The organism is Amycolatopsis sp. M39 (assembly GCF_001651785.1).
In the GTDB taxonomy this organism is placed as follows: Bacteria; Actinomycetota; Actinomycetes; order Mycobacteriales; family Pseudonocardiaceae; genus Amycolatopsis; species Amycolatopsis rubida.
In genome coordinates, this window is sequence record NZ_LWSF01000002.1 from 254,730 (window position 1) to 279,243 (window position 24,514).

Below are 24,514 nucleotides of genomic sequence, written 5' to 3' on the forward strand. Positions count from 1 at the left end.
CGGGCTGGCGCTGGCGGCGCTGGGGCTGGTGTGGTCGCTGCGCCGCAGCTCGGTGCGGGCCCCTTCGCTGGCGGCGGCTGTCCGGGCTCGCCGCTGAGCTGATGCCACGACTGGACGCGGCTCGACCTCGTGGAAGTACGTGAGGGGAACCCTGACGGCATCTGATTCCCTCAGAGTTCCCTCACGTGCCTCTGCGGGAGCCGGGCGAAGGTCAGGTGCAGGCTTTGCGCAGGCCGTCGAGCTTTTCCAGGTCCCGTTTGGTCCACCGGGCGATCACCCCGGCGTCCTCAAGGTGTTCCTTCTGCACCTGGAGGTACGAGTCGGCCATGCCGAGCAGGGCGTTCTTGACGTCCTCCTCCTTGACATCGGCCGCCAGCTCGCGCAGCCGCCGTTCCTTGTCCTGCGCGCGGGCCTTGAGCTTTTCGCCGTCCACCAACGGGTTCAGGTCGGCCAAGCCCAGCGCTTCGGTGCACGTGGAGACCTTGTCCACCGCTGAATTCGTCTGGTTGACCGCCGAATCGACCTGGTCGCATCCGGCCAGCAACGTTCCGGCCGCCACCAAGGCGACAGCCACCCCCCAGCTCCTCATCGCTTCAGGGTAGCGGGTTCCGCGGGCGAACCAGCGCGATTCGCCCGCAGGAACCCCTCACCCCTTCACGCACACGACCTGCTTGAGGTGAGCGACCACCTCGACCAGGTCGGTCTGCGCCTTGAGCACCGTCTCGATGTCCTTGTACGCGGCCGGGATCTCGTCGACGACCCCGGTGTCCTTCCGGCATTCCACGCCCGCGGTCTGCGCGGCGAGGTCGGCGGCGGTGAAGGTCTTGCGGGCCTTCGTCCGCGACATCCGCCGTCCGGCGCCGTGGGACGCGGATTCGAACGACGCGGTGTTGCCGAGTCCGCGCACGATGTAGGAGCCGGTTCCCATGCTGCCGGGGATGATCCCGAGATCTCCGGAGCCGGCCCGGATCGCGCCCTTGCGGGTGACGAGCAGGTCGATGCCGTCGTAGGTTTCCTCGGCGACATAGTTGTGGTGACACGATATCGCGTCGTCGAACGTCGTTCCCGGGATTACCTCGGCGACCGCGAGTTTCACCAGCGCGACCATCGTCGCCCGGTTCCGCGCCGCGTAGTCCTGTGCCCAGAACAGGTCACGCCGGTACGCCTGCATTTCCGGCGTGTCCGCGACGAACACCGACAGGTCAGGATCCGGCAGGTCCCGGTTGTGCGGCAGCTTCCGCGCGATCGCCATATGCCGTTCGGCGAGTTCCTTGCCGATGTTGCGGGAACCCGAATGCAGCATCAGCCACACGCGGCCCTCGCCGGCTCCGCCCTGTTCGAGGCAGACCTCGATGAAGTGGTTGCCGCCGCCGAGACTGCCGATCTGCAGATGCGCCCGCTTGCGCAGGTCCTGGACGCCTTCGTGCAGGTCGCCGAACGACTTCCAGAACGTGTCCCAGCCGCCGACGCCGTGCACCTTCGCGGTGTTGACCGGCGTCTGGTGCAGGCCGAACCCGACCGGCACCGCCGATTCGATCCGCTTGCGCAGCTTGCCGAGGTCGTCGGGCAGGTCGCTCGCGGTGAGCGAGGTCCGCACCGCGCTCATCCCGCAGCCGATGTCGACGCCGACCGCGGCAGGGGAGACCGCGTCGCGCATCGCGATGACGCTGCCGACCGTGGCGCCCTTGCCGTAGTGGACGTCCGGCATCACCGCGACGCCGTGCACCCAAGGCAGGTTGGCGACGTTGCGCAGCTGCCGCATCGCCTGGTCTTCGACCGACGCGGGATCTGCCCACATCCGGATCGGAACCCGCGCGCCGTCCACTGCCGTGTACATGACTTTCCTTTCCCAGAAAGAAGTTTGCCCGCTCAGCATCCGGCACGCCGTCGCTCGCGACAACAGGTTTTCCGGATATCGGGCATCGGTGAAACGAAATCGGCGCTTCGGTCGATACCGGGCTCGAACGACCGGTTCGCCCAGGGTGCCGGTCTTGGGGAGGATTCCGTTTTTCCGTGAGGTACTCGTTGCGAGAGACGCTCACGGTCTTGTTGCTGGCCGGTTTTCCGGTGCTGCTGCTCGCCGTCGCCGGCGCGCTGAGCTGGTTTAAGGTCGCCGCGTTCCACGGTCATCCGTTCACCTCGGCGCAGCACGCGACGACGACATCGGCGGCGTGCTCGGCACGCCCGGGGAGCAGCCCGAACCGTGGGCGGCCGTCCGCGAACTCGCCCAGGAAGCCGGCACCTGGCCGCCGGCCGAGAGTTACCTGGTTCCGCAGGTCAGCTCTTCGCCGGAATGCGGCTCGGGCACGAACTCGGCCACTACAGCAATCGCCACCCCCGCTCCGCCGGCGCGACCGCGGACGGCAGACGATCGGGCGAGTCGTGAACGGACTCGGCTCGGCTGGGTCCGGTTGGCTGCTGCGCGCTGCGCGAGGTCGAAGTCCTCGACACGGCCTGGTGGGTCTTCCTGAACGACTATGCGAGAGTCGCGTGGTCCTCCGGTTATCTGCCGGACCGGATGGCCGAGGGCTACCAGCTGCTGCTCGCCGACGAGCAGTGCGTGGAGGAAATGACATCCCTGCGGGAGAATCCGCCGTCGCGGCCTGCCTCGAAGTACGACAGCCACCCGCCCATCTCCGATCGGATCGCGCTGCTGGAAGCCGCAACGGACCGGAGCTGCTCGACGCGGTACTGGCGACCGGCTTCACGGAGGGAGCGTCCTCGAAGAAGCTCGGCTGGGCCAGCCTGGCCGACATTGGGGTGCGCGAGTCGAATCAGGCCGAGGCACTGCGGATTCTCCGCAGCCGCCGCCTCGACGACCTGCTGAACCTGCTCGATGCCGGTCGGCTTGAGGACATCACCGATCCCACCGCTCCACCGGAGGCCCGGGCGCAAGTCCACAGTCGACTGTCCATTGTGCTGCAAGCGCAAATCGCCAAAGTCGGTGCGGCGCATTGAGAACTGTCCTGGTCCGGACCAGCGAAGCCGGTGCTGGCCGAACCGTATGCCATCGAACTGGATCCCGCGATCGACTCGCGAGAGGCAAACCCTAGCCGGGACTGATCAACCTCTACACCGTTCCGCGATACCGCCGGATGATGAAGGGGATCGCGAAAGACGCCGAGAAGCGCGGCTTGAGCACGTCCGACTACCTGCGCACGCTCGGCAGCAGCGACCTGGCCCGCCGATGGACGTCGAACGGTTCGGCCTGCCTCCGGATGCCAAGCTCACCGAAAACCGCTGCTGCCGAAGCCGGCCCGGGACGCCAAAATCGCGCATGCCGCCGGGGACTGGCAGCCGGGAGCCGACCTGCTAGCCGAGATCGGGCAGGACTGGGACCGGCGCAGTTCGGTCGTGAGTCTCCTCGGCGAGGTCGCGGCCGACGACGACACGGCGCTGAAGTCCTGGCGCGCGGCCCGTCCCGGCGACGCGCTCACGAACGCGGCGTGGCAGATCCGCAGCGCACGGCAGGCGAAGTACGTCACCGCGGAGCAATTCTCGGGATTCCAGCGCGTGCTCGACGAGGCCGACGAAGCGAGCCAGACCGCCGCTGAACTCGCTCCCGACGACCCGACGCCGTGCATGATCGCGATGGGCAGGCAATACGGGGCACGCCGAGTTTCGCGCGGCGTGGAACGGTGTGCTGGCGCGCGACCCGTTGCACCTCCACGCGCATGCGCGCGCCTTGCAGTACTGGTGCGACAAGTGGTTCGGCACCCGCGATCTGATGTGGACATTCGCCGAGGAGGGCGCGGCGAAGCATCCGAAACTGGCGTGGCTGCCGCTTGCCGCGGCGTTCGAAGCGTCTTTCGCCGGAGCCAAGGACGCGTGGCGGCTGCTGCCGTGGCTCGACGGCGAGGGCCGGGACGCACCGGACACGCTGAACAGCCGCGCCTACGCGGCGCTCGTCGAACTCAAGCGCGGTCCCGAGACTGTGGAGCAATTCCGCCACCTCGGCCGGAGCGCGTCCGGACCGGTGTGGTCCTACAGCGAGCCACGAGTTCCGGACCTGCCGGAACCGGGCCTGCCGGCTCGCGAAGCAGCCGGGACCGGTCCCGGACGACCAGTGGTCTCCTGGCCCGGTTCCCGAGTCTGAGGTGGTGTCCGAGGTGTTCCCGTCCAGCCCTTACCAGCCAATGCCCGCGTCCGGCGCGAACGCGGAGCAGGAGGTGCGGCGAGCGATCCGGTCGATGCGTTTGGCCATCGGCGGGCAGGCGGTCGTCTACCTGGCGCTCGCCGCGTTCGTCGGATACCTGCTCGGGCTTGGCGGCACCTCGAACGCTGTGGCCTTGCCGGTGACGATCCTGGCGATCAACTCGGCACTGATCATCGCTTTGGTGGTGTGCGCCGTCCTGCTGGGCAGGCGGCAGCGCGCGGTCATGCTCGCACTCGTCTGGCTGGAGTGCGGGTTCGTGGCGATGCTGCTGCTTGGCGCGATCCTGACGCTGGCCACGAGTTCCGGATCCTCGGGCGCCCCGGTCGGGCTGATTCTCTGGGGTTTCCTGATGCAGGCTGTGCTGCGTCCGCTGCAGAAGCCGGAGGTCCGGGTCGCGTTCGGACTGAAACCGATCAAGCCGCGGCAGAAGAAGAAGTGAAAGCTGCCCGGCCCCTGAACCAGGGACCGGGCAGTTTCAGCACGGAGATCAGCGGTTCCGCGCCACCAGCTCGGCGATCTGGACGGTGTTCAGCGCCGCCCCCTTGCGGAGGTTGTCGGCGGATACGAACAGCGCCAGGCCGCGCCCGTCCGGGACACCCGGGTCGGTGCGGATACGCCCGACCAGGCTCGGGTCGATCCCCGCGGCCTGCAGCGGCGTCGGCACGTCCGCCAGCTGCACACCCGGCGCGTGCGACAGCAGTTCGGTCGCCCGCTCGACCGACAGCGGCCGTTCGAATTCGACGTTGATCGACAACGAGTGCCCGGTGAACACCGGCACCCGCACGCACGTGCCGGACACCAGAAGCTCCGGGATGCCCAGGATCTTCCGGCTTTCGTTGCGCAGCTTCTGTTCCTCGTCCGTCTCGAACGTTCCGTCGTCCACAATGGACCCAGCCATCGGCAGGACGTTGAACGCGATCGGCGCGACGTACTTGGCCGGGGCCGGGAACTCGACCGCCGAACCGTCGTGCGTGAGCGAGGCCGCGCGCGAGGCGACGGCGTTCGCCTGTGCGGCCAGTTCGTCGACGCCGGCCAGACCACTGCCGGACACCGCCTGGTAGGTGCTCGCGATGATCCGCACCAGACCGGCTTCGTCGTGCAGCGGCTTGAGGACCGGCATCGCGGCCATGGTGGTGCAGTTGGGGTTCGCGATGATCCCCTTCCGCACGTCCTTGATCGCCTCCGGGTTGACCTCGCTGACGATCAGTGGCACGTCCGGGTCGCGCCGGAACGCCGACGAGTTGTCGACCACGATCGCGCCCGCCTCGGCGAACCGCGGCGCCTGCTCGCGAGACGTCGCACCGCCCGCGGAGAACAGCGCGATGTCCAACCCGGACAGATCAGCGGTCGCGGTGTCCTCGACGGTGATTTCTTCGTCGCGCCACGGCAAGGTGCGTCCCGCCGAGCGGGCCGAGGCGAAGTACCGGATCTGCTCGACCGGGAAATTCCGCTCGTCGAGCAGCTTGCGCATCACTGCGCCGACCTGGCCGGTAGCCCCGACCACCCCGACGCGAAGACCCGGAGCCATCAGCGACCACTCCCCGCGTAGACAACGGCTTCCTCGTCGCCGCCCAGTTCGAACGCCTCGTGGATCGCGCGCACGGCCTCGTCCAGCTGCGCGTCGCGGATCAGCACCGAAATGCGGATCTCCGAGGTGTTGATGATTTCGATGTTCACGCCCGCGTTGGCCAGCGCCTCGCAGAAGGTCGCGGTGACGCCCGGGTGCGAGCGCATCCCGGCTCCGACGAGCGACACCTTGCCGACGTGGTCGTCGTACAGCACGGACTCGAAGCCGATCTCCGCCTTGATCTTCTCAAGTTCCTTGACCGCCTTCGCCCCGTTGGCCTTCGACAGCGTGAAGGTGATGTCGGTGCGGCCCGAGGACGTGCTGGACACGTTCTGCAGCACCATGTCGATGTCGATCTCGGCGTCGGCGACGACCCGGAAGATCTTGCCCGCAGCGCCGGCGAAGTCCGGTACGCCGGTCACGGTGATCTTCGCTTCCGAGCGGTCGTGTGCCACGCCGGTGATCAGCGCTTGTTCCACGGGGATCTCCTCGATCGATCCGGCCACCGTGGTGCCCGGCTTGTCGCTGTAGGAAGAACGGACTCGGATCGGCACGCCGTAGCGGCGCGCGTACTCGACCGAACGCAGGTGCAGGATCTTCGATCCGCTCGCCGCGAGCTCCAGCATCTCCTCATACGGGATGGTGTCGAGCTTTTTGGCGTCCGGCACGATCCGCGGGTCGGCCGAATACACACCGTCCACATCGGAATAGATCTCGCAGACGTCCGCGTTCAGCGCGGCGGCGAGCGCCACCGCGGTGGTGTCGGAGCCGCCGCGGCCGAGCGTCGTGATGTCCTTGGTGTCCTGTGCCACGCCTTGGAAACCGGCCACCAGCGCGACGTAACCCTGCTCCAGCGCCTCGGTGACGCGGCTTGGAGTGACATCGATGATGCGCGCGTTGCCGTGCACCGAAGTGGTGACCACGCCCGCTTGGGAACCGGTGAACGACCAGGCTTGCGCGCCCTGCGCGGAAATGGCCATCGCGACCAATGAGTTCGAAATGCGCTCACCGGCGGTGAGCAGCATGTCCATTTCCCGCTCCGGCGGCGCCGGATTCACTTGCTGCGCCAGATCGAGCAGCTCGTCAGTGGTGTCGCCCATCGCCGAGCACACGACGACCACGTCGTTGCCCGCCTTCTTGGTCGCGACGATCCGTTCAGCCACGCGCTTGATCCGGTCGGCACTTTCCAGCGACGATCCGCCGTACTTCTGGACCACGAGGGCCACGCCCGAACCTCCTTGACGGGCCGGGGCGTACTCCTTGGAGGGCACCGAGGAACGCCCACGACCCTTCATTTGGAGAAGAGCCTACCGGCGCGAACGGCGCTCGCCACCCCATCGAGTGGTCCGCCACGGCCCGCCCGGAGGGTTTGGAAGTAAATTTTCCTTAACGCCAGGGGAAAGCTCGAAGCCCTTCCTCCGGAGTGACGGAGAGCACTCCCCGGCCGTACTACGTTCGCCGCATGCGCAAACCAGCCGAGACGAGCGTCCCCGTCGCGCCGGCCATCGCCGAGCGCTGGAGCCCGCGGGCCTACGACGAGACCGCCGAGATCACCACTGCCCAGCTGACCGCATTGCTCGAAGCCGCCAGGTGGGCACCGTCTTTCGGCAACACCCAGCCGGCGCGCTACCTCGTCGGCCGCCGCGGCGATCCGGTGTTCCCCCGCATCCTCGCGACGCTGAACTCCGGGAACCAGGCGTGGGCGTTCCGGGCGAGCGCGTTGCTGATCGGCGTGATGGTCACCACGAATGAGAAGGGCGAGGTGCCCTACGCCGACTACGGACTGGGTTTGGCGACCGAGAACCTCGTCCTCCAGGCGGTCGAACTCGGCTTGGTCGCACATCAGATGGCGGGCTTCTCGCCGGAGCGGGTGCACGAGGAATTCGGCCTTCCCGAGGACGCGGCGGCCCGGGCGGCGATCGCCGTCGGATCCCCCGCCGACCCTTCCGTACTGGCCGACCCGCGCCGGATCGAACGGGAACTGGCCCCGCGGCGCAGGCTGCCGCTCGCGGAGTTCGCCTTCGGCGGCCAATGGGGGTCTCCGGCACTGTGACCGTTTCGTGAGCAATCCGGGGAACCGGCATCCCGCCGTTGAGGTCAGATAGACAGCAAACCGGTCAGGCCACTGAATCGGTGGGATTCTTCTCAAGGAGTGACGAAATGCGTACAGCGATGCCGGTTGCACTGGCTGTTTCCGCGACGGCGATGGCGTTCGCGCTGTCCGGGTGCTCTTCCGAGGACACCCCCGCCCAGCCGATCGCCACTCCCCCCGCTTCGTCGGCCGCCCCGTCCTCGGCCGCACCGTCCTCCTCGGCCGCCGCTCCCGCCGGCGACGCCGCCTCTGCCGAGTACACCAAGCAGGGCACGAAGCTGAAGATCGGCGAGAAGGCCGTGGTGCCGTTCAAGTCACAGAAGAACACCGGCGCGATCGGCGTGACGGTGACCGGCATCGACAAGGGCGTGGAGGCCGACCTGGCCCCGCTGAAGCTCGGCGACCGGGCCAAGGGCATGACGCCGTACTACATCCAGGTCAAGGTCACGAACGAAACCGGCTCGGACTTCTCGTACAGCTCGCTGGGCCTGATGAACGGCCTGCTCGCGGACGGCACCAAGGGCCCGCATGTGACGGTGATCGGCAAGTTCGAGAAGTGCGACAGCGGGAACTCCGGCAAGGCCTTCACCACGAAGGACGCTTCGTACAACAGCTGCGTGCTGGCGCTGGCCCCGGCAGGTGCGGAGGTCAAGGGGGCTAGCTACAGCGCTAGCACCTACCGGGACCTGGCTCCCAACACTGACTACGGCAAGGACGCCGTGACCTGGCAGTAAGGTTCGGCGCGAGATCGTCGCGGGGGCGTCAGTCAGGGACTGGCGCCCCCTTTCGCGCCCTGGGGAGAACTGATGTCTGGCAGAAGACCGATCGTGTTGGTGGCGGCGTTGGCGTTCGCGCTCTCCGCGTGTTCGAGCACAGCCGACGTGCCACCGCCCGGTACCGCTCCGACTTCAGTGCCAGCCCCGACCTCGACCAGTGCACCCGCGCGGAAGAACATCGCCTACACCAAGCCGGGCACGAAGCTCGAAATCGGCGAGAAGGCCGTGGTGCCGTTCACGACCGGCTCCTCGCCCGTCGGCGCGGTCGGGATCACGGCGACCCGCATCGACCGGGGCACCGAGGCGGAAGTGGCCCAGCTGAACCTCGGCGACGACCTCCCCGGACTGGTGCCGTTCTATGTCCAGGTCACCGTGTCGAACGAGACCGGCGACGACTTCTCCGCCGCCCGGGTGATCGGTATCCGCGGCCTGCTCAAGGACGGCTCCAAAGGACGGATAGGCCTGTCCGCGGACTCGCCGAAGTGCCACAGCGACGCCACCGGCGACTTCACGGCCAAGGGCGCGACCTACGGCACCTGCACGATGGAACTGGCCGTCCCCGGCGCCACGGTGACCGGCGCGAAGTACGACGACGACGGCTACGCATGGCTGGCCAAGGGCACGGACTACCAGGCAAATCCGATCGGCTGGCAGCCGCGATCCCGGCTCAGGCGCTCATCGTGAGGATTCCTGGGCTCTACGCCGAGGAGCTGGACGCGAGTTCGCCGCAGGGTGTCGACGAGATCTGCTGTCCAGGCTGGTTTCACCGAGGAGAAGAGGTACGTGCCGGAAGCGCGATCTCCCCACGGCAGCGTTGGTTTTCGCGCTGTCCGGGTGTTCCAGCACGAAGACCGGGACAGTCGCTCCGGCCAGCACCGTCAGCCAACCATCCGCCATCCCGACGCCTGCGTCGAGCAGCGCGGCGGACCTGACCGTTGAAGCTTGGCGACCAAGCCGCCGGACCGCAGCTCGGTCGGCCGAACACCGGCTACGACGAGGACGTGATCGGCTGGCAGCCGTAAAGATCGCTCAGCCGCCCGCGCCCCCGACGCGCCGGATGATCTTCGCCAGGATCCCGGACACGACCAGCCAGAACACCGCCGCGATGCCGTAGTTCACCAGCACGCGCAGCTTCGCGTCGCTCGGCGTGAACAGGTCCTTGAAGCCGAGCGACAGCCCGTCGGCCCAGCTGCGGACGAACGAGACGATGCCGTTGCCCTGGTTGGCCTCGCCGATGACGAAAATCACGTGCAGCACCAGGACCGCGGCGAACAGCAACCCGGCCCAGCGCACCAGCGCCGCGAGGAAGGACACCCCGCGCTCACGAGTGCGCCGCCAGTCCACCGGGGTGCGCTGGGGTCGCGCCTTCGCCTCGGTTTCCTGCGCTTGTTCCGCGTGCTCGCCCATGCCGGGCAGTCTGACACGTCGCTTCGCGGGCCGCTACCCGCTAGTAACAGGTATCAGCCACCCGACGTAACAGTTCGATCGCGGCAGGCGGCTTTCCTTTCGCGGCACCGGGTGGTTACAGTGACCTCGTGGCTCGTGAACTCCTGCTTCGCTGCCGCGACGGGGCCTGATCTGACCGGCTCCTCGTCGCGGGGCTTTGTGGTGCCGGTCGTCCGCACCGAACCTTTCAGGAGATTTTCCCGCGATGAGCACCGACCCCCGTACCACTAACTCCCGTCTGCGCACGCCCTCTCGCCCCGCGCCCGCCGGACAGCCCTCGTGGAACCCGCAGCGCGGCACGTCCATGCCGGTGCACCGTTACCGCCCCTGGTACGACGTCGTCGAGAACATCGACGTACCCGACCGCACCTGGCCGGACAAGCGGATCGAGCGCGCGCCGCTGTGGTGTGCGGTCGACCTGCGCGACGGCAACCAGGCCCTGATCGACCCGATGTCGCCGGCCCGCAAGCGCAAGTTCTTCGACCTGCTGGTCCGCATGGGCTACAAGGAGATCGAGGTCGGTTTCCCGGCCGCGTCGCAGACCGACTTCGACTTCGTGCGCGAGATCATCGACGAGGGCGCGATCCCCGACGACGTGCACATCCAGGTGCTGACCCAGTGCCGCCCCGAGCTGATCGAGCGCACTTTCCAGGCACTTGAGGGCGCGCCCCGGGCGATCGTCCACATTTACAACTCGACGTCGATCCTGCAGCGCCGCGTGGTGTTCCGCGAGGAGCGCGAGGGCATCAAGAAGATCGCGACGCAGGCCGCCGAAATGGTCGTCGAGCTGGCGGCGAAGCAGCCGGACACCGACTTCCGCTTCCAGTACTCGCCCGAGTCCTACACCGGAACCGAGCTGTCCTACGCGCTCGAGGTGTGCAACGCGGTCACCGAGATCTGGCAGCCGACGCCGGAGAAGCCGGTGATCCTGAACCTGCCCGCGACCGTCGAGATGGCGACGCCGAACGTCTACGCCGACTCGATCGAGTGGATGAGCCGCAACCTGGAGCGCCGCGATTCGGTGATTCTGTCGCTGCACCCGCACAACGACCGCGGCACGGGAATCGCCGCCGCCGAACTGGGCTACCAGGCGGGCGCGGACCGGATCGAGGGCTGCCTGTTCGGCAACGGCGAGCGCACCGGCAACGTCGACCTGGTCGCGCTGGGCATGAACCTCTACAGCCAGGGCATCGACCCGCAGATCGACTTCTCCGACATGGACGAGATCAAGCGGACCGTCGAGTACTGCAACCAGCTGCCGGTCCCGGAACGCTCCCCGTGGGGCGGCGACCTGGTGTTCACCGCCTTCTCCGGCAGCCACCAGGACGCGATCAACAAGGGCCTCGACGCGATGAAGGACGCCGCCGACAAGAAGGGCGTCCCGGTCGACGAGCACCCGTGGGAGGTCCCGTACCTGCCGATCGACCCGAAGGACGTCGGCCGCACGTACGAGGCCGTGATCCGGGTGAACTCGCAGTCCGGCAAGGGCGGCGTCGCCTACATCATGAAGGCCGAGCACCAGCTGGACCTGCCGCGCCGGCTGCAGATGGAGTTCTCGAAGGTCATCCAGGCCTACACCGACACCGAGGGCGGCGAGGTCGACCCGGCCACCATGTGGCGCGCGTTCTCGACTGAGTACCTGGAGTCGAAGACTCCGCTGGAGCTGATCAAGCAGCGGGTCACCGACAACGGCGGCGGCGAGTACGACCTCGAGGCCACGGTGAAGGTCGAGGGCGACGAGCACGAGATCACCGGCCGCGGCAACGGGCCGATCGCCGCGTTCTTCGACGCACTGTCCACTGTGGGCTACGACCTGCGGCTCCTGGACTACAGCGAGCACACGCTGAGCCCCGGCGACGACTCGCGCGCCGCGTCCTACATCGAATGCGCGATCTCCGACCGCGTGTTCTGGGGCATCGGCGTCGACCCGTCGATCGTCACCGCTTCGCTGCGTGCCGTGGTAAGCGCGGTCAACCGGGCCAACCGCTGACCCGAGCCTGATGCGAGCAGAGCGCCTGGTCGCGCTTCTGTTCACGCTGCACCGCAAACGCTCGGGCACCGTCGGGGAGCTGGCAGGCGAACTGGGCGTGACCGAGCGGACGCTGCGGCGCGATCTCGCCGCGTTGCGCGAAGCCGGCGTGCCGCTCTGGAGTGAACCTGGGCGCGGTGGCGGCATCCGGCTCGTCGACGGCTGGCGTTCGCGGCTCGACGGCCTCACCTCGCGTGAGGCCGTCGCGCTGCTGGCCCTCGACGTGCCGGACGCGCTCGCCGGGCTCGGCCTCGGCACCGCGGTGGCCGCGGCGCACGCGAAAGTCTCCGCGAGCATGCCCGCGCAGTTGCAGGAACAGGCCCGGACGGTCGCCGGGCGCTTTCACCTCGACGCGTCGGCCTGGTTCAGTTCGCCGGATGACGCGGCCGCGCTGCCCGCGGTCGCCAAGGCGGTGTGGACCCAGCGGCAGCTCGACGTGCGGTATCGGCGGCGCGACAAGGTCGCCCGGCGGACGCTCGATCCGCTGGGTCTCGTGCTCAAAGCCGGAGTTTGGTACCTGGTGGCGCGCGTCGACGCCGACTTGCGGACGTATCGCGTTTCCCGGTTGGCGGCGGTCGCCGAAACCGGGAAAACCTTTGCCCGGCCGGAAGAATTCTCGCTCGCTGATTGGTGGCGCGCGTCGTCGGCGGAGTTCGAGAAGATGCCGCTGCCGTTGAAGGTGACGGCTCGGCTCGACCGGTCCGCGGCGGCTGCGTTGCGGCGGGTTTTCGGGCCGGAGCAGGTGAACGAGGTGCTGGTGTCGCTCGGTCCGAGGGACGCCGATGGGTGGGCCGAGGCCGAGTTCGCCATGGAGGGCAAGGAAGTCGCCGTCGGACAGCTGGTTTCCCTCGGCCCCGGCGTCGAGGTGCTGACCCCGCCGGAGATCCGCGCCGCGGTCGCGGAATTCGGTCAAACGCTGGCCGACCGCAACCGTCGGTGAAGGAACGTCGGCATCAGCGGTAGCCGCTGGCGTCGGCGGGCTTTCCGGGTTCCTGGACCTGCTCGATGTACCGCCACGCGTCCGGACGGCTGCCGTCCACGTCGTCGATCTCGTAGACCTTCGCCAGCTGTCCGCTGGAAACGGTCTGGCCGGTCCAGCGGTGCCGGTCCGCGTCGGCGGCGAGCGCGACGACCGTGCGGCCGGAGAAGACCGGCGATTCCGAGATCACGAAATGCGGCTCGCGGACGGTCGCGTCGCGCCAGTTTTCCTCGGTGACCTCGAAAATCTCCAGCATCGCTTCCGAACGCAGCCAACCCGGGGTGAACGCGATCGCGGTGCAATCGTGCGATTTCAGTTCGGCCGCCTCGCCGACCGCCAGTACGTTGATCGCCGCCTTGGCCAGGTAGTACGGCAGCGACGTGCCTTCGCGGTACTTCTGGTTGTACTCGGCGGTGCCGTCGGTCAGTTCGATCACCAGCCCGCCCGGACGGCGGATCACCAGCGGGAACAGATGGTGGCTGGTGATCAGGTGCGCGTCGAGGGACAGCCGCAGCATCCGCAGGCTGGCCTCCAGCGAATGCTCCCAGACCGGTTTGCCCCACTCCAGGTAGCGGTCGCCGCCCCAGATGCCGTCGACCAGGATGTCGAGGCCGCCGTGCTCGGCGTCGATGCGCTTGGCGAGCGCGGCGACCTCGTCGCTGACCAGGTGGTCGACCCGCAGCGCCATTCCCTTGCCGCCCACGGCTTCAATCCGCTCCAGAGTGTCCTCAATGGTCTCCGGACGGTCCACTTCGGACCGTCCGGCCCGCGTCGTGCGGCCGGTGACGTACACGTACGCCCCGGCCCGGCCCAGCTCGACCGCGATCGCCCGGCTCGCCCCGCGCGTGCCGCCCGCCACGAGCGCGACCTTGCCCGCCAGTTCCCCGCTCATCCCGTTCGCCCCTTTTCTCTCGGTGGACCACCATCGTGCGGGCGAAACCTGACATCCGCTGTCCGGGTTCCAGGAATCTGTGTCCCGGCTGTGCCTTGCTGTGAAGAGCCGGTGATGGGGACTCATCGGCACCGGCGGAGCGGTTAATAGAGACATGGACGCTACGACGGCTGGGCTGGTGGTGCTGTTCGTTGTCTCGCTGGTGCCGGTGTTGCCCACCGAGGTGACGCTGCTCGGCATGGGCGTGGCCGCCGCGCAGCACGGGACCTCGCTGGCCGTCGTGATCGCGGTCGCCAGCTTCGGCTGTCTGCTGTCTGACCAGGCGTTGTACGCGCTCGGGCGGTTCGGCGGGGCTCGCGTGCTGGCCCGGCTGGGCCGTCGGCGCAAGCTGGCCGCCGGGCTGACCTGGCTCGACGGGCGCTTGCAACGGCATCCGCGGCCGGTCCTGGTGGTCGCGCGATGGCTGCCTTCCGGCGGGACGGTCGGCGCGCTGCTGGCCGGCTCGTTGCGGTGGCGGTTCACCGAGTTTCTGACCGCCTCCGCAGTTGGGGTGCTGCTGTGGACGTCGTATGTCGCGTTCCTCGGCTACGCCGGCGGGCAACTGGTTGCCGAGCCCGGGCTGAGCCTCGCGTTGTCGCTGACCATCGCGGTGCTGCTGGGCACCGCGATCACGATCGCGATTCGACGGCACGCAGCGCCGAGTACAGCGCCTTGATCAGCGGTTCGTTCTCCGGAGCGGCGGCGGCGGGGAACGGGACCCGACGGCGGGTGTAGCCGTAGGCGATGCCGTTGCGCGGGTCGGCGAACGCCTGCTGGCCGCCCGCGCCGCTGTGCCCGAAGCTGCCCTGGCCCAGCTCCGGGTAGTACTCGCCGGTGGCGTGGAATCCGATGCCGAATGCTTTGCGCTCGCGCAACACCACGTCGTGGCCGACGGACTGGATCTGCGCGAACTCGGCGGCGGTTTCCGGCTTCAGCAGCGGCGGTTCGCCGTCCAGCGGGCTGATCGCGGCCGCGTACATCCGGGCCAAGCCGCGAGCCGAGGCGACGCCGCCGAACGAGGCCGGGCCGAGCCGCCGGACCTCCGGCAGATTCGGCAGTTCCCAGACCTCCGGGCCGTCCGGGTGGTGCCGGTTGAACGCGATCCCGTTCAGGCTGTTCGCGGCGGGCGGGGCAAGCCGCCGCTCGGGGGTCAGGATCATCGGCTGCGCACTGGCGAATCGCGGCTCCAGTTCGGCGGGGAGGCCGAGGTAAAAGTCCACTGTGTACGGATCGCGGACCCGTTCGGCGAAGTGTTCCTGGATGGTGCGGCCGGTCGCCCGCAGCACGACCTCGCCGCTGAGCGCGCCGACGACCAGTGCGTGGTAGCCGAACGCGCTTCCCGGCCGCCAGAACGGGCGCTGGCGGGCCAGTCGTTCCGCGACGATCCGGTCGTCCGCGAGTTCCGCGCGGCTGAATCCTTCGTCAGCGCCGACCAGTCCGGCTCGGTGCGCCAGGAGTTGCCGCAGGGTGACGTCGGCCGAGAACTCCGGCCAGTAGTGGCGCACCCGCTGGTCAAGGTCCAGCACTCGGTCCTGGACCAGGAGCGCGACGACCAGGTGTGCCGCACCTTTCGTCGCGGAGTAGGCACCGAGCAGAGCATCCCCGTCGACACCGGTCCACAAATCGGCTACTCGCTCACCACGGTGGTACGCCACCAGCTGGGCGGCTCCGTCGGCGACTGCCGCGAACGTGTCCCGCACCTGTTCGAAACCGGGCCGCACGGTGCCCTCGATGTTTGCCATGCCACGACTGTACGCTCATTAGTAACCATTGGTCACTAACTCTGCCTCGGTAGAGTCCTGAGCTATGACCCGACCGCGGCCCGGCCGCCCCGCGCAGCTCGATCGCGAGCGGATCGTCGACGCGGCGTTGTCCGAGGGGAACCTCGACACGTTGACCATGCGCGAACTGGCGGCACGGCTTGGCGTGACGCACGGCGCGCTCTATCGCTGGGTCGCCAATCGGGACGCGCTGTTCGATCTGATCAGCGAGGTAGTGCTGGAGCGGGTGCTTCCGGCGGAAGGACCGCCTCGCCGGTCTTGGCGGCCATGGCTCGCACAGGTCGCGTGGGCGATGCACGACCAGTTCCTCGCGGTCCCCGGTTACGCGACCCGGTTATCCCGGCCGCATCGGCACAACGCGGATTCGTTCGGCAAGCTGCGCTCGCAGGTGGTCGCCGCGTTCACGAACGCCGGAGTGCCGCCGGAACTGGCCGAGCAGAGCTGGTACATCTTCATCACGTGCACGGTCAGCTGGCTCGCCGTGCGGGAGAACCCGCTCGACCTCGGTCCGGACGCGCCGCGGTTTGAGCTGTTTCTCGATACTTTGCTGCGCGGGCTTCCGGCCCGGGAACCCGGCTAGGTCGGCAGAGCGGCCACTTCGGCACGCAACTCGTCGATCACCGTCGCGACCGCCGGACGATTCGCGGCACCCGTACGACACACCGCTTCCACCAGCCGCGCCGCCCGGATTCCGGCCAGCGGACGGCCCGCCAAACCACTGCCCCGTCGAGTGTCCATTGTGTACCGGGGCATCAACGCGATCCCATGCCCCGCCGCGACAAGCCGTTCAGTGATCCGGAAATCGTTGATGCGCTGGACGATCTGCGGCCGCACCCCGGTGCGCACGGTCAGCGAGCGCAGGACGTCGTCGACCGGGAAGCCGTGATCCACCGAAATCCAGCGTTCGTCGGCGAGATCGGCCAGTTCGACGCGGCGGTTGCGGGCGAGGCGGTGACCGACAGGCAGGGCGACGTCCAGCGGTTCGCGCAGCAGCGGGACGACGTCGAGGCGTTCGGTGTCGAATTCGGGCGCGTGCTCGTCGCGGTGGGCGACGACAACGTCGTAGTCGGCGACCAGGCCGGGCACCTGCGGCGGGACCATGTCGACGTCGCGGACGTCGACATCGAGGTTTTCGTACTGGTCGATGCGGCGCAGCAGGCCGGGCAGGAGCAGCAGGCCCGCGGATTGAAAGATCGCGATCCGCACGCGTCCGCGCGGGGCGCTGCGGTAGGTGGCCAGCTCCGCCTCGGCCCGGTCCAGTGCGGCCAGCACGTCGTCGGCGCGGGCGACCAGTGCGCGGCCCGCGTCGGTGAGCCGCAGGCCGCGGCCCGCCGGTTCGGTGAGTGCGATGCCGACCTCCGCCTGCAACGCGCGCAGCTGCTGGGAGATCGCCGACGGCGTGCAGTGCAGCGCCCGAGCGGCGGCGGTGACGCTGCCCCGATCGGCGAATTCGCGCAGCGTCCGGAGCCTGCCCAAGTCCATCCGCGCAGTGTATGTGAAGCACTGCTACACAGTCGGTACAGTTTTTCTCGCTGGTGCTTCAAGGTTTGCCTAGGCAGAGTGGCGGCATGGCCATCCGGGACCGTCTGCTCGCTGTGTTCGTCGCCGTCTTGTGGGGCCTGAATTTCATTGCGATCCACGCCACACTCGGCCAATTCCCGCCGATGTTCGCGGGTGCGCTGCGGTTTCTGCTGATCGCGATCCCGACGGTGTTGCTCGTGCCGCGGCCGCGCGTGAAGCTGCGCTACCTCCTTGGCTACGGGCTCGGGTTCGGCACCGGGCAGTTCGCGTTCCTGTTCGTCGCGATGCACCTGGGCATGCCGACCGGGCTCGCGTCGCTGGTGCTGCAGGCGTCCGCGCCGTTCACCGTGCTGCTGGGCGCGGTGCTGCTGCGGGAACGCGTCTCCGGACGGCAGCTGGCCGGGATCCTGCTCGCGGTGGCGGGCATGACCGCGATCGCCTGGCAGCAGTCCGCCCACGCCGCGCTGGTGCCGGTGCTGCTGACCTTGCTGGCCGCGCTGAGCTGGGCGATCGGCAACCTGAGCATGCGCCGCGCGGAGCCGGACAACCCGTTGCACCTGACCCTGTGGATGTCGGTGGTGCCGCCGCTGCCGATGCTGGCGCTGTCGAGCATCTTCGAAGGTCCCGGAGCCGCCTGGCATTCGCTGGCGACGCTCGGCACCAAGACCGGTCTGATCGGCATCGCGGGCCTGGCGTACGTGGTCGTTTTCGGAACAGTCGTGGGCTCGGGCATCTGGACCACGCTGATGCGCCGCAACCCAGCGGGTGTGGTCGCGCCGTTCTCGCTGCTGGTGCCGGTGGTGGGGCTGACGGCGTCGTTCTTCGTCCTCGGCGAGGTGCCGACGGCACTGACCCTGGTCGCCGCGGCGGTGGTGATCGGCGGGGTGCTGCTGGGATCGCTGCGGAGGAAGCCCGCGGTTACGCCGGAGGAGCTGCTGCCGGCGTGAGGTCAGGCACTGGGGCGAAAGAGTATCGAAGTCAACAAGTCGAGCGAATGCGCGAGCTGGGAACCTAGCTCGGCGTGCGCCACCGAAGACAGCTGATACGGCCGCAACAGATCGACGATCTCCGCCTGCTTGCGGAGTTCTGGCAAAAAGATGGGCATCGACCGGAGCAGGTCGGAGCTGAAGTACCGAACCGCGGTGCCGACAGCGTTGCGCCGCAACCATTCTTGCGCGTCAGCTCCGTTCAAGTAGTAGACGAGATAGTGCGGGTCGACTTCCGGCCCCGGCCGGAACCCGACACACCCCGGCCCGAGCAGCCAGCCTGCTTCGGCGGATCGCACCAACCCGAACCGCCCTAGCGTGCCTGCCCGTGCGCTGACAACGTCCCGCTCAGCCAGCCGGTATCTGGCATACCGCGCAGCCAAGGCTTCGGGAACGAGGTCGAGTTCGCCGTAGTCGACCTGGTTGTTTCGAATGTTGCGAGGCAGGACTAACGGCGTGCCCGGACTGTCGCCTTGCCGCTTCACGCTGCCTGGGCCGGGAAGAACCTCGCACACTTTGCCGAGGCGCACCCGTTCCCCGGTCACCTTTGCCCGGCCCGAAGACAGCACGGCAGCCGCAGTCGACTCAAGACCGTCGTTCAGCTGGCGTACCTGCTCAGTCAACTCGGCCAGCTCACGGCGCGCTGCGGCAAAGGCGGCAGCCGGGCCGTCTTCCCGGTGCTCCGCCTTCCTGGAGACATACCGTGCGGGCTGAAGGTTGTAGTCGCCCTCCTCAAGCTCCGAATAGCGCACCGCGCGAGAGTAGCCCGGACTGCCGAAAAAGCTGCCCTTCTGCGAACTCGACCAGCGGCGGTGTTCATCGACCGCTCGATCGATCGCCGCCGTTGTCAACCGTCGTGCGGACCGGTCGGCCTCCGCCTCGTCGCTGGCATCGATGAGCAGCACTTCGTCGCCGAACACGTTGTATCCCGGAGCCCGCAGAAGCCAGAGATGAACGGGAATTGCGGTAAAACGGAAGAGCCGGGCAGGCAATGCGATGACGCATTCGACGATGCCATCCTCGATCAACGCACCGCGAATATGCGCCTCGTTCTTGCTGGACGCAGCTCCCGACGGCATGATCACCGCCGCCCGGCCACTCGGCGCGAGTTTCGCGGCAACATGTTGCAACCAGGCGAAATTCGCGTTCTTCTCCGGCGGCTCACCCCACCGCAGGACTCTCTTGTCCAGCTCAGCCGACTTGAGGTTGAACGGCGGATTGGCCAGGATCCGGTCAAAGGTCAACCCCGGAAAGCTGTCCTTCTTCACCGCAAGCCCGGGCTCGCCAAGTTCGGCCTCGACCCCATGCAGAGCCAAGTTCATCCAGGAGGTCGACCAGGACCACTGGTCGCCGGCCTTGCCGAATACCTCGATGGGAACATCGGCGGGAACGCCGGCTATTCGCTCGGCGGCGACAGTCAGCAATTCACCCGACCCGCAAAAGGGGTCATATGCCGAGTACACCGGCTCGTCGCCGAGCAGGTCGACCATGAGCCGCGCGACCTCGGGCGGCGTGAACTGCCCTCCGCTTCGGCCTGATTGCCGCCGAGTGAGCCCGAGAAGCACTGAGCCCAGCTGGCCGGCGTTTTCCTTCGCCGGAAACCGGTCCACGAGGTCGACTGCTTTCCGAAGAGCTGGGCTCGATACTTCAAGCACGCGCGTGAACAACAATCGGTCTGCCGCGCCCGGGACCGGTACCGAGATGCCGCGGAGCACCTCCTGCGCTTCCGGCCAGGTTCTGGTGCCAGTCACAGCTTTCCAGTCCGCCGGCTGAGCGGAACGCAAGTACACCAATCCGAGCAGGTAGTCGAGGGCGGCGGAACGGTCAAGCGAATCGAGCATGGACTCAACCGCCTCCCACACCCGGTCAGCAAGGTCAGCTTCGGCCACCGGCCTGGTCTGCGCCGCACCTGAGTCAGGCAGCTGTCCGGGACCGAGGTTTCGGAGAAGACGGTCGCCATAGGTGTAGCCCTCCGGCTCGCCTTCCTTCCGTCGGTGGACAGGAATCCGCCGTTCTTTCAACCACTCAGCGACCGCCGGAATCTCGAACAGTTCCTTCCCCCCGATCTTGTGCGGCGGAGGAAAGTCCGGCGAGCGGGACCGCCAGTTGCTGAAAGCGCTCGCGTTGACTTCCGCCAGCTTCGCCAGATCCGCCGCGGACCGCATACCCTCCGGGAGGCTCATCGACGCTCTCCTCCCCGCTCGGGCCTTCGGGCAAGGATCGTTTCGACCTGGTCGCGCCTTCGCAACTGCACCAGCACCTCCGGGCACAGGCAGCCGATCAGCCGGAGGATGGTCGCGTGGTCAGCCTCCAGATGCCGATGATGGATCGGCTCGTAGTGCATGATCCGGTTCCGGAACCGGCGCACCTCGTCCAGGTCGCGGTACAGGGCCGACCTGGGCTGCCTGCGGTGCGGAAAGGCGCGGTGCAGCCACGGCTCCCACAGTGACCGGTGGTACTCCTTGCCCACCAGCCACACCCAGAACCCGAAGGAAAGCTCGGCAACCAGATCATCGGGCGTGACCGGTCGGCGCTGCCGGAGCTGCTGCCGAACCTTGTCGGCGGCCTTGCCGACCAACGCGTAGTGACGGTCTTCCAGCGGGGCGACGTCCCACCAGCCCGGTCGGCCGAACCTTTCCACCAGCTGCCGGTGCAAGGCGTTGCGCAATGCCAGTTCCAGGCAGTGCAACGCGGGGTAAAACGCGGCCGACACTTCCACGTTCCACCAGTAGAGGTCGATCGCTGTCGCGCAGTCCCCGTCCATCTTGCGCAAGTACGGCCGAAACCGCGTCGACGACAGAGTCTCGTCGATCCACCTGTGCTGCACGCCCACCTCTTCGTCCCCCTCAGGGCAGCACGAAGATGTGCTACTCTGCTTGTTGTACGCCCCGGGTCGCCCCTGCTTTGCATGCCGCCCGGGGCATAGCTTTGCCTGCGGCCACGCACCCTCGTACGGGGCGGCCGGATCCCCTCGCCGTCTTCAAGGAGACTAGCGGTCTAGCAGCAACCGTGCAAGCACTGCGAGTACACAGATTTTGTGAACACTCGTGTTCGGGCGCGGTACTTCAACCCGTGAACAGATGACGTGGCAGCGATCAAGACGGAGCCGGACGCAAACCGGCTGGGTCCCGCGCGTTGGCGCAGCACCCAGCCGGGCTTCGAATCCTCCAGCCGCACCGGACCGCCGGGGATTCGCAGTTCTTCAGTCGGTTCAGGCGACCGCGTCGTTCTTCTCCTCCGCCTGCGCGGACGCCGCCGCGTGGCGGGCCATGCGCTTCTTCAGCACCAGCGTCACCACCACGCCGATCACCAGCGCCGCCGCCAGGCCTGCCCACTGGAAGCCCTTCAGCCACTTGTCGGCGACCACGCCGAGGTAGTAGATGAGCGCCGTGGTTCCGCCTGCCCAGACGATGCCGCCCAGTGCGTTCGCGATCAGGAAGCGCGGATAGTGCATGTTCAGCGACCCGGCGAGCGGGCCGGCCAGGATGCGCAGCACCGCGACGAACCGGCCGAAGAACACGGCCCACATGCCGCGTTTGTGGAACATCTTTTCGGCGCTCGCGATGTGCTCGGGGCCGAAGTGCTTGGGGAACTTCCGCCCGGCCCAGGCGAACAGCCGTTTGCCGCCCTTCTTGCCGATCAGGTACCCGATGCTGTCGCCGATGATCGCGCCCGCCGACGCCAGCACGCCGATCCACAGCGGGTTCAGCCCGCTGTGCGACGACGCCAGCAGCGCCGCGCTCACCAGCACGATCTCCCCCGGCAGCGGAATGCCCAGGCTTTCGACCATCACCACCAAGCCGACCAATAGGTAGACCGACAGCGGAGGGATCGCCTCCAGCACGTGGTCGATGTTCACTGCCAACCCCCTTGTGATTCGTGCCTGGTCTCCGCAGGGTACCCAGCTGACGAGCGTTCTCGCGTCCGCCTGGAGTCGGGGGTGGGGTCCGTCTTCAGGCAGGGTTTTTTCGGGGTTTTTCCGACATAACACGCAAAGCGCGCGATTCGAAGTACTCCCGTTCCGGAAGGCTCAAAGTGCGCTCGGCGGCGCGGGCGTAGCAGTCGCGGGCACCTCGCGCGTCGCCGGACAGTTCCAGCAGGTGGGCGCGGACCACGTCGGCCCGGTAGTGGTCGGGGTGCTCGGTCGCGTCCAATTCGGCCAGCGCTGCTGCCGGGCCTTCGACGCGGGCGAGCGCGACCAAGCGGTTGAGAGTGACCATCGGGCCGGGGGCGATCTGCCGCAGAAGGTCGTACAGCAGCAGAATCTGCGGCCAGTCGGTGTCGTCGGCCGCCCCGGCTTCGTCGTGCACAGCGGCGATCGCGGCCTGCAATTGGTACGGGCCGACAGGGGTGGTCGCCAGTGCGTGCTCGATGAGCGCACTGCCTTCGGCGATCGCGGACGCGTCCCAGCGCGAACGGTCTTGTTCGGCCAGCGGCACGGGAATGCCGTCCTGGCCGCTGCGGGCGGGACGGCGGGCGTCGGTGAGCAGCATGAGGGCGAGCAGTCCGGCGACCTCGCCCTCAGCAGGCAGCAGGGCGTGCAGTTGCCGGGCGAGCCGGATGGCCTCGGCGGTCAGTTCGACGCGGTTCACCTCGTTGCCGGAGCTGGCGGTGTGGCCTTCGGTGAACACCAGATACAGCACCTGCACTACCGCGGCGACGCGTTCCGGCAGTTCGTCCTCCGGTGGCAAAGCGAAATCCGCACCGCGCAGCTTCTGTTTCGCGCGGCTGATCCGCTGGCCGATCGTCGGCTCCGGGACCAGGTACGCCCGCGCGATCTCGGCTGTGGTCAGGCCACCGACGGCACGCAACGTGAGAGCCACTTGCGACGGGCGGGTCAACGCGGGATGGCAGCAGAGCAACAGCAGGGCGAGGGTGTCGTCTTGCTGCGGCACGAGTTCGAAGGACGGCGGTTCCAGCGCGGCCACCGTCTCCTCACGACGGATCCGCGCGGCTTCGTTGCGCCACATCTCGATCCGCCGTCGCGAAGCGATCGTGATGAGCCAGGCCTTCGGATTGTCCGGAACCCCGTTCTTCGGCCACTGCACGGCGGCGGCGAGCAGGGCCTCCTGCACCGCGTCCTCGCATGTGCCGAAATCGCCGTAGCGGCGCACGAGCGCGGCCAGCACCTGCGGGATGAGGTCGCGCAGGAGGCCGTCGATCACAGCTCGAAGTCCACGTCGCCGGTCAGCCCCATCACGGGCCGCACCTCGATCGTCGCGAACGGGGCTTCCGGGATCCGCGCGGCGATCTCCAGCGCGCGCGCCTCCGAATCGCATTCCAGCAGGTAGAACCCGGCGAGCTGTTCCTTGATCTCGGCGAACGGGCCGTCGGTGGTGCTCACGCCGTCCGTGCTCACGCGGACCTGCTTCGTCAGCTCCGGCGCGGCCAGCCGCTCGGACACGATCCGCTCGCCGGTGCCCGCCAGCTCCTCGTGAAACCGCTGGTAGGCACGCAGGCCCTCGGCCTTCTGCTCGTCGCTCATCCCCGCCCAGGCCGCGCGCGAGGCCGGGTTGCCATAGATTAGGACCAGATACTTCATCGGGAGCCTCCTCGAAAAGTCTTTCCACCCCAGATGTCGAAGCCGAGCGGACGGCTTCGACGTCCCGGACGAACACCGAGTCCGGGAAAAGGAGAACACAGAATGTCCGAGAACGAGATCCGCGACCTGCTGGCCGAGCGCACCGCCGCGATGCACGCGAAGGACCCGCAGCGGGTCGTCGCGAGCTACGCCGAGAAGGCGGTCAAATTCGATCTCGCCCCGCCGCTGCGCACGACCGGCGCTTCCGCGGAGTACATCGCGCGGTGGCTCAGCACCTTCGACGGGCCGATTTCCCACACGTACCACGACGAGGAGATCACCGTGTCCGGCGATCTGGCGGTGGTGGCGGCGCTGGCGAAACTGACCGCGACGCCGCAGGGCCAGAGCGAATCGTTCACGCTGTGGTTCCGCACCACACTTGTCTTGCGGCGCAACGGAAACGACTGGCTGATCGCGCACGAGCACAACTCGACGCCGTTCCACATGGACGGTTCGTTCCGCGCCGCCGTCGATCTTCAGCCCTGAAAAGCCGGGAAGGCCCCCACCCGGTAAAGGTGAGGGCCTTCACCGGCGGTCAGAGGATCTCGGCGGCCGAACCGACGTCCGGCGGGCCGAGGTCCGGGTTCAGCGCCCCGGCGTCGACCAGTTCCACCTCGACCTTGTGCGGCTGGATCCGCCCGTCGCGGATGTCCTCCGCGTAGTGGCAGG

At 68.1% G+C, this 24,514-nt stretch carries 25 protein-coding genes and 1 pseudogene; 11 read left to right on the forward strand and 15 right to left on the reverse strand.

Annotated features, from left to right (window positions below; all coding sequences use genetic code 11):
* Positions 1-211: 211 nt before the first annotated feature.
* From A4R44_RS05910 to A4R44_RS05920, 3 genes are all read right to left on the reverse strand, one after another.
* Complete coding sequence (locus tag A4R44_RS05910) at positions 212-589, reverse strand: hypothetical protein (protein WP_067577082.1); 378 nt, start codon at positions 587-589, stop codon at positions 212-214.
* A gap of 57 nt (positions 590-646) precedes the next feature.
* Positions 647-1,837 (reverse strand): RtcB family protein, encoded by a 1,191-nt coding sequence (locus A4R44_RS05915; RefSeq protein ID WP_067577083.1) that lies wholly within the window; start codon positions 1,835-1,837, stop codon positions 647-649.
* 692 nt (positions 1,838-2,529) lie between these two features.
* Complete coding sequence (locus A4R44_RS05920; RefSeq protein WP_067577085.1) at positions 2,530-2,955, reverse strand: hypothetical protein; 426 nt, start codon at positions 2,953-2,955, stop codon at positions 2,530-2,532.
* A 685-nt stretch (positions 2,956-3,640) separates the two neighbouring features.
* Here A4R44_RS05920 and A4R44_RS05925 point away from each other — a divergent pair.
* The gene (locus A4R44_RS05925; RefSeq protein WP_067577087.1) at positions 3,641-4,096 is read left to right on the forward strand and encodes a hypothetical protein; all 456 of its coding nucleotides are present in this window, start codon (positions 3,641-3,643) and stop codon (positions 4,094-4,096) included.
* A gap of 4 nt (positions 4,097-4,100) precedes the next feature.
* Positions 4,101-4,595 carry a hypothetical protein gene (locus tag A4R44_RS05930; RefSeq protein WP_157904823.1) on the forward strand — a complete coding sequence of 165 codons (495 nt, stop codon included), beginning with the start codon at positions 4,101-4,103 and terminating at the stop codon, positions 4,593-4,595.
* Positions 4,596-4,643: 48 nt separating this feature from the next.
* Here the strand turns inward: A4R44_RS05930 and A4R44_RS05935 are convergent, their stop codons facing one another.
* Together A4R44_RS05935 and A4R44_RS05940 are read right to left on the reverse strand one after the other, a co-directional pair.
* Positions 4,644-5,684, reverse strand: a complete 1,041-nt coding sequence (locus A4R44_RS05935; protein ID WP_067577091.1) for an aspartate-semialdehyde dehydrogenase — start codon at positions 5,682-5,684, stop codon at positions 4,644-4,646.
* Positions 5,684-6,949, reverse strand: coding sequence for an aspartate kinase (locus A4R44_RS05940; protein WP_067577093.1), 1,266 nt, complete (start codon positions 6,947-6,949; stop codon positions 5,684-5,686). Before A4R44_RS05940 ends, A4R44_RS05935 begins: the two co-directional genes overlap by 1 nt.
* A gap of 236 nt (positions 6,950-7,185) precedes the next feature.
* On the opposite strand from A4R44_RS05940, the gene A4R44_RS05945 reads away from it, so the two are divergent.
* The 3 genes from A4R44_RS05945 (at position 7,186) to A4R44_RS05955 (ending at position 9,275) form a co-directional block, all read left to right on the forward strand.
* The gene (locus A4R44_RS05945) at positions 7,186-7,776 is read left to right on the forward strand and encodes a nitroreductase family protein (protein ID WP_067577095.1); all 591 of its coding nucleotides are present in this window, start codon (positions 7,186-7,188) and stop codon (positions 7,774-7,776) included.
* A gap of 107 nt (positions 7,777-7,883) precedes the next feature.
* Positions 7,884-8,549, forward strand: a complete 666-nt coding sequence (locus A4R44_RS05950) for a hypothetical protein (RefSeq protein WP_067577096.1) — start codon at positions 7,884-7,886, stop codon at positions 8,547-8,549.
* 72 nt (positions 8,550-8,621) lie between these two features.
* Positions 8,622-9,275, forward strand: coding sequence for a hypothetical protein (locus A4R44_RS05955; RefSeq protein ID WP_067577098.1), 654 nt, complete (start codon positions 8,622-8,624; stop codon positions 9,273-9,275).
* 345 nt (positions 9,276-9,620) lie between these two features.
* Here A4R44_RS05955 and A4R44_RS05960 read toward each other — a convergent pair whose 3' ends face one another.
* Entirely contained in the window at positions 9,621-9,998 is a 378-nt protein-coding gene (locus A4R44_RS05960) for a hypothetical protein (protein ID WP_067577100.1), read from the reverse strand.
* A 244-nt stretch (positions 9,999-10,242) separates the two neighbouring features.
* Between A4R44_RS05960 and leuA the strand changes: the two genes are divergently transcribed.
* Positions 10,243-12,027 carry a 2-isopropylmalate synthase gene (leuA, locus tag A4R44_RS05965; protein WP_067577102.1) on the forward strand — a complete coding sequence of 595 codons (1,785 nt, stop codon included), beginning with the start codon at positions 10,243-10,245 and terminating at the stop codon, positions 12,025-12,027.
* A 10-nt stretch (positions 12,028-12,037) separates the two neighbouring features.
* Entirely contained in the window at positions 12,038-13,006 is a 969-nt protein-coding gene (locus A4R44_RS05970; RefSeq protein WP_067577104.1) for a YafY family protein, read from the forward strand.
* Between the two features lie 13 nt (positions 13,007-13,019).
* Here A4R44_RS05970 and A4R44_RS05975 read toward each other — a convergent pair whose 3' ends face one another.
* Complete coding sequence (locus A4R44_RS05975) at positions 13,020-13,937, reverse strand: SDR family oxidoreductase (RefSeq protein WP_067577106.1); 918 nt, start codon at positions 13,935-13,937, stop codon at positions 13,020-13,022.
* A 154-nt stretch (positions 13,938-14,091) separates the two neighbouring features.
* On the opposite strand from A4R44_RS05975, the gene A4R44_RS05980 reads away from it, so the two are divergent.
* Positions 14,092-14,652, forward strand: coding sequence for a DedA family protein (locus tag A4R44_RS05980; protein ID WP_067577108.1), 561 nt, complete (start codon positions 14,092-14,094; stop codon positions 14,650-14,652).
* On the opposite strand, the gene A4R44_RS05985 is transcribed toward A4R44_RS05980, so the two are convergent.
* Positions 14,606-15,718: a serine hydrolase gene (locus A4R44_RS05985; protein ID WP_067577111.1), complete on the reverse strand. Its 1,113-nt coding sequence runs from the start codon at positions 15,716-15,718 to the stop codon at positions 14,606-14,608. The genes A4R44_RS05980 and A4R44_RS05985 overlap by 47 nt on opposite strands.
* A 64-nt stretch (positions 15,719-15,782) precedes the next feature.
* Between A4R44_RS05985 and A4R44_RS05990 the strand changes: the two genes are divergently transcribed.
* A complete protein-coding gene (locus A4R44_RS05990; RefSeq protein WP_067577113.1) occupies positions 15,783-16,337 on the forward strand; it encodes a TetR family transcriptional regulator in 555 nt (184 codons plus the stop codon).
* Here the strand turns inward: A4R44_RS05990 and A4R44_RS05995 are convergent.
* Positions 16,334-17,239 carry a LysR family transcriptional regulator gene (locus A4R44_RS05995; RefSeq protein WP_067577115.1) on the reverse strand — a complete coding sequence of 302 codons (906 nt, stop codon included), beginning with the start codon at positions 17,237-17,239 and terminating at the stop codon, positions 16,334-16,336. The genes A4R44_RS05990 and A4R44_RS05995 overlap by 4 nt on opposite strands.
* 86 nt (positions 17,240-17,325) lie before the next feature.
* Between A4R44_RS05995 and A4R44_RS06000 the strand changes: the two genes are divergently transcribed.
* Positions 17,326-18,225: an EamA family transporter gene (locus tag A4R44_RS06000; RefSeq protein WP_067577117.1), complete on the forward strand. Its 900-nt coding sequence runs from the start codon at positions 17,326-17,328 to the stop codon at positions 18,223-18,225.
* A 2-nt stretch (positions 18,226-18,227) separates the two neighbouring features.
* Here the strand turns inward: A4R44_RS06000 and A4R44_RS06005 are convergent, their stop codons facing one another.
* The 5 genes from A4R44_RS06005 to A4R44_RS06025 all read right to left on the reverse strand — a co-directional run bounded on the left by A4R44_RS06005 (position 18,228) and on the right by A4R44_RS06025 (position 23,806).
* Positions 18,228-20,447, reverse strand: a complete 2,220-nt coding sequence (locus A4R44_RS06005; RefSeq protein WP_095213206.1) for an N-6 DNA methylase — start codon at positions 20,445-20,447, stop codon at positions 18,228-18,230.
* Positions 20,444-21,091, reverse strand: a complete 648-nt coding sequence (locus A4R44_RS06010; protein ID WP_232791512.1) for a hypothetical protein — start codon at positions 21,089-21,091, stop codon at positions 20,444-20,446. Before A4R44_RS06010 ends, A4R44_RS06005 begins: the two co-directional genes overlap by 4 nt.
* 384 nt (positions 21,092-21,475) lie before the next feature.
* Complete coding sequence (locus A4R44_RS06015; protein ID WP_067577123.1) at positions 21,476-22,123, reverse strand: DedA family protein; 648 nt, start codon at positions 22,121-22,123, stop codon at positions 21,476-21,478.
* 94 nt (positions 22,124-22,217) lie between these two features.
* Complete coding sequence (locus A4R44_RS06020; RefSeq protein ID WP_067577125.1) at positions 22,218-23,429, reverse strand: RNA polymerase sigma factor; 1,212 nt, start codon at positions 23,427-23,429, stop codon at positions 22,218-22,220.
* Entirely contained in the window at positions 23,426-23,806 is a 381-nt protein-coding gene (locus tag A4R44_RS06025; RefSeq protein WP_037808470.1) for a YciI family protein, read from the reverse strand. Before A4R44_RS06025 ends, A4R44_RS06020 begins: the two co-directional genes overlap by 4 nt.
* Before the next feature lie 102 nt (positions 23,807-23,908).
* Here A4R44_RS06025 and A4R44_RS06030 point away from each other — a divergent pair, with 102 nt between their 5' ends.
* Entirely contained in the window at positions 23,909-24,331 is a 423-nt protein-coding gene (locus A4R44_RS06030; protein WP_067577127.1) for a nuclear transport factor 2 family protein, read from the forward strand.
* A 49-nt stretch (positions 24,332-24,380) separates the two neighbouring features.
* Here the strand turns inward: A4R44_RS06030 and A4R44_RS50025 are convergent.
* Positions 24,381-24,514, reverse strand: a pseudogene (locus A4R44_RS50025) (dipeptide/oligopeptide/nickel ABC transporter ATP-binding protein); the annotation flags it as partial.

Excerpts from the sequence above, each read along its gene's own strand:
- A4R44_RS05935 (WP_067577091.1), bottom strand. The coding sequence starts at position 5,684 with ATGGCTCCGGGTCTTCGCGTCGGGGTGGTCGGGGCTACCGGCCAGGTC.
- A4R44_RS05950 (WP_067577096.1), top strand. The coding sequence starts at position 7,884 with ATGCGTACAGCGATGCCGGTTGCACTGGCTGTTTCCGCGACGGCGATG.
- A4R44_RS05945 (WP_067577095.1), top strand. The coding sequence starts at position 7,186 with ATGCGCAAACCAGCCGAGACGAGCGTCCCCGTCGCGCCGGCCATCGCC.
- A4R44_RS05995 (WP_067577115.1), bottom strand. The coding sequence starts at position 17,239 with ATGGACTTGGGCAGGCTCCGGACGCTGCGCGAATTCGCCGATCGGGGC.
- leuA (WP_067577102.1), top strand. The coding sequence starts at position 10,243 with ATGAGCACCGACCCCCGTACCACTAACTCCCGTCTGCGCACGCCCTCT.
- A4R44_RS05980 (WP_067577108.1), top strand. The coding sequence starts at position 14,092 with ATGGACGCTACGACGGCTGGGCTGGTGGTGCTGTTCGTTGTCTCGCTG.
- A4R44_RS05920 (WP_067577085.1), bottom strand. The coding sequence starts at position 2,955 with ATGCGCCGCACCGACTTTGGCGATTTGCGCTTGCAGCACAATGGACAG.
- A4R44_RS06030 (WP_067577127.1), top strand. The coding sequence starts at position 23,909 with ATGTCCGAGAACGAGATCCGCGACCTGCTGGCCGAGCGCACCGCCGCG.
- A4R44_RS06005 (WP_095213206.1), bottom strand. The coding sequence starts at position 20,447 with ATGAGCCTCCCGGAGGGTATGCGGTCCGCGGCGGATCTGGCGAAGCTG.
- A4R44_RS05975 (WP_067577106.1), bottom strand. The coding sequence starts at position 13,937 with ATGAGCGGGGAACTGGCGGGCAAGGTCGCGCTCGTGGCGGGCGGCACG.
- A4R44_RS06025 (WP_037808470.1), bottom strand. The coding sequence starts at position 23,806 with ATGAAGTATCTGGTCCTAATCTATGGCAACCCGGCCTCGCGCGCGGCC.
- A4R44_RS05985 (WP_067577111.1), bottom strand. The coding sequence starts at position 15,718 with ATGGCAAACATCGAGGGCACCGTGCGGCCCGGTTTCGAACAGGTGCGG.
- A4R44_RS05915 (WP_067577083.1), bottom strand. The coding sequence starts at position 1,837 with ATGTACACGGCAGTGGACGGCGCGCGGGTTCCGATCCGGATGTGGGCA.
- A4R44_RS05910 (WP_067577082.1), bottom strand. The coding sequence starts at position 589 with ATGAGGAGCTGGGGGGTGGCTGTCGCCTTGGTGGCGGCCGGAACGTTG.
- A4R44_RS05960 (WP_067577100.1), bottom strand. The coding sequence starts at position 9,998 with ATGGGCGAGCACGCGGAACAAGCGCAGGAAACCGAGGCGAAGGCGCGA.
- A4R44_RS05970 (WP_067577104.1), top strand. The coding sequence starts at position 12,038 with ATGCGAGCAGAGCGCCTGGTCGCGCTTCTGTTCACGCTGCACCGCAAA.
- A4R44_RS05990 (WP_067577113.1), top strand. The coding sequence starts at position 15,783 with ATGACCCGACCGCGGCCCGGCCGCCCCGCGCAGCTCGATCGCGAGCGG.
- A4R44_RS06000 (WP_067577117.1), top strand. The coding sequence starts at position 17,326 with ATGGCCATCCGGGACCGTCTGCTCGCTGTGTTCGTCGCCGTCTTGTGG.
- A4R44_RS05955 (WP_067577098.1), top strand. The coding sequence starts at position 8,622 with ATGTCTGGCAGAAGACCGATCGTGTTGGTGGCGGCGTTGGCGTTCGCG.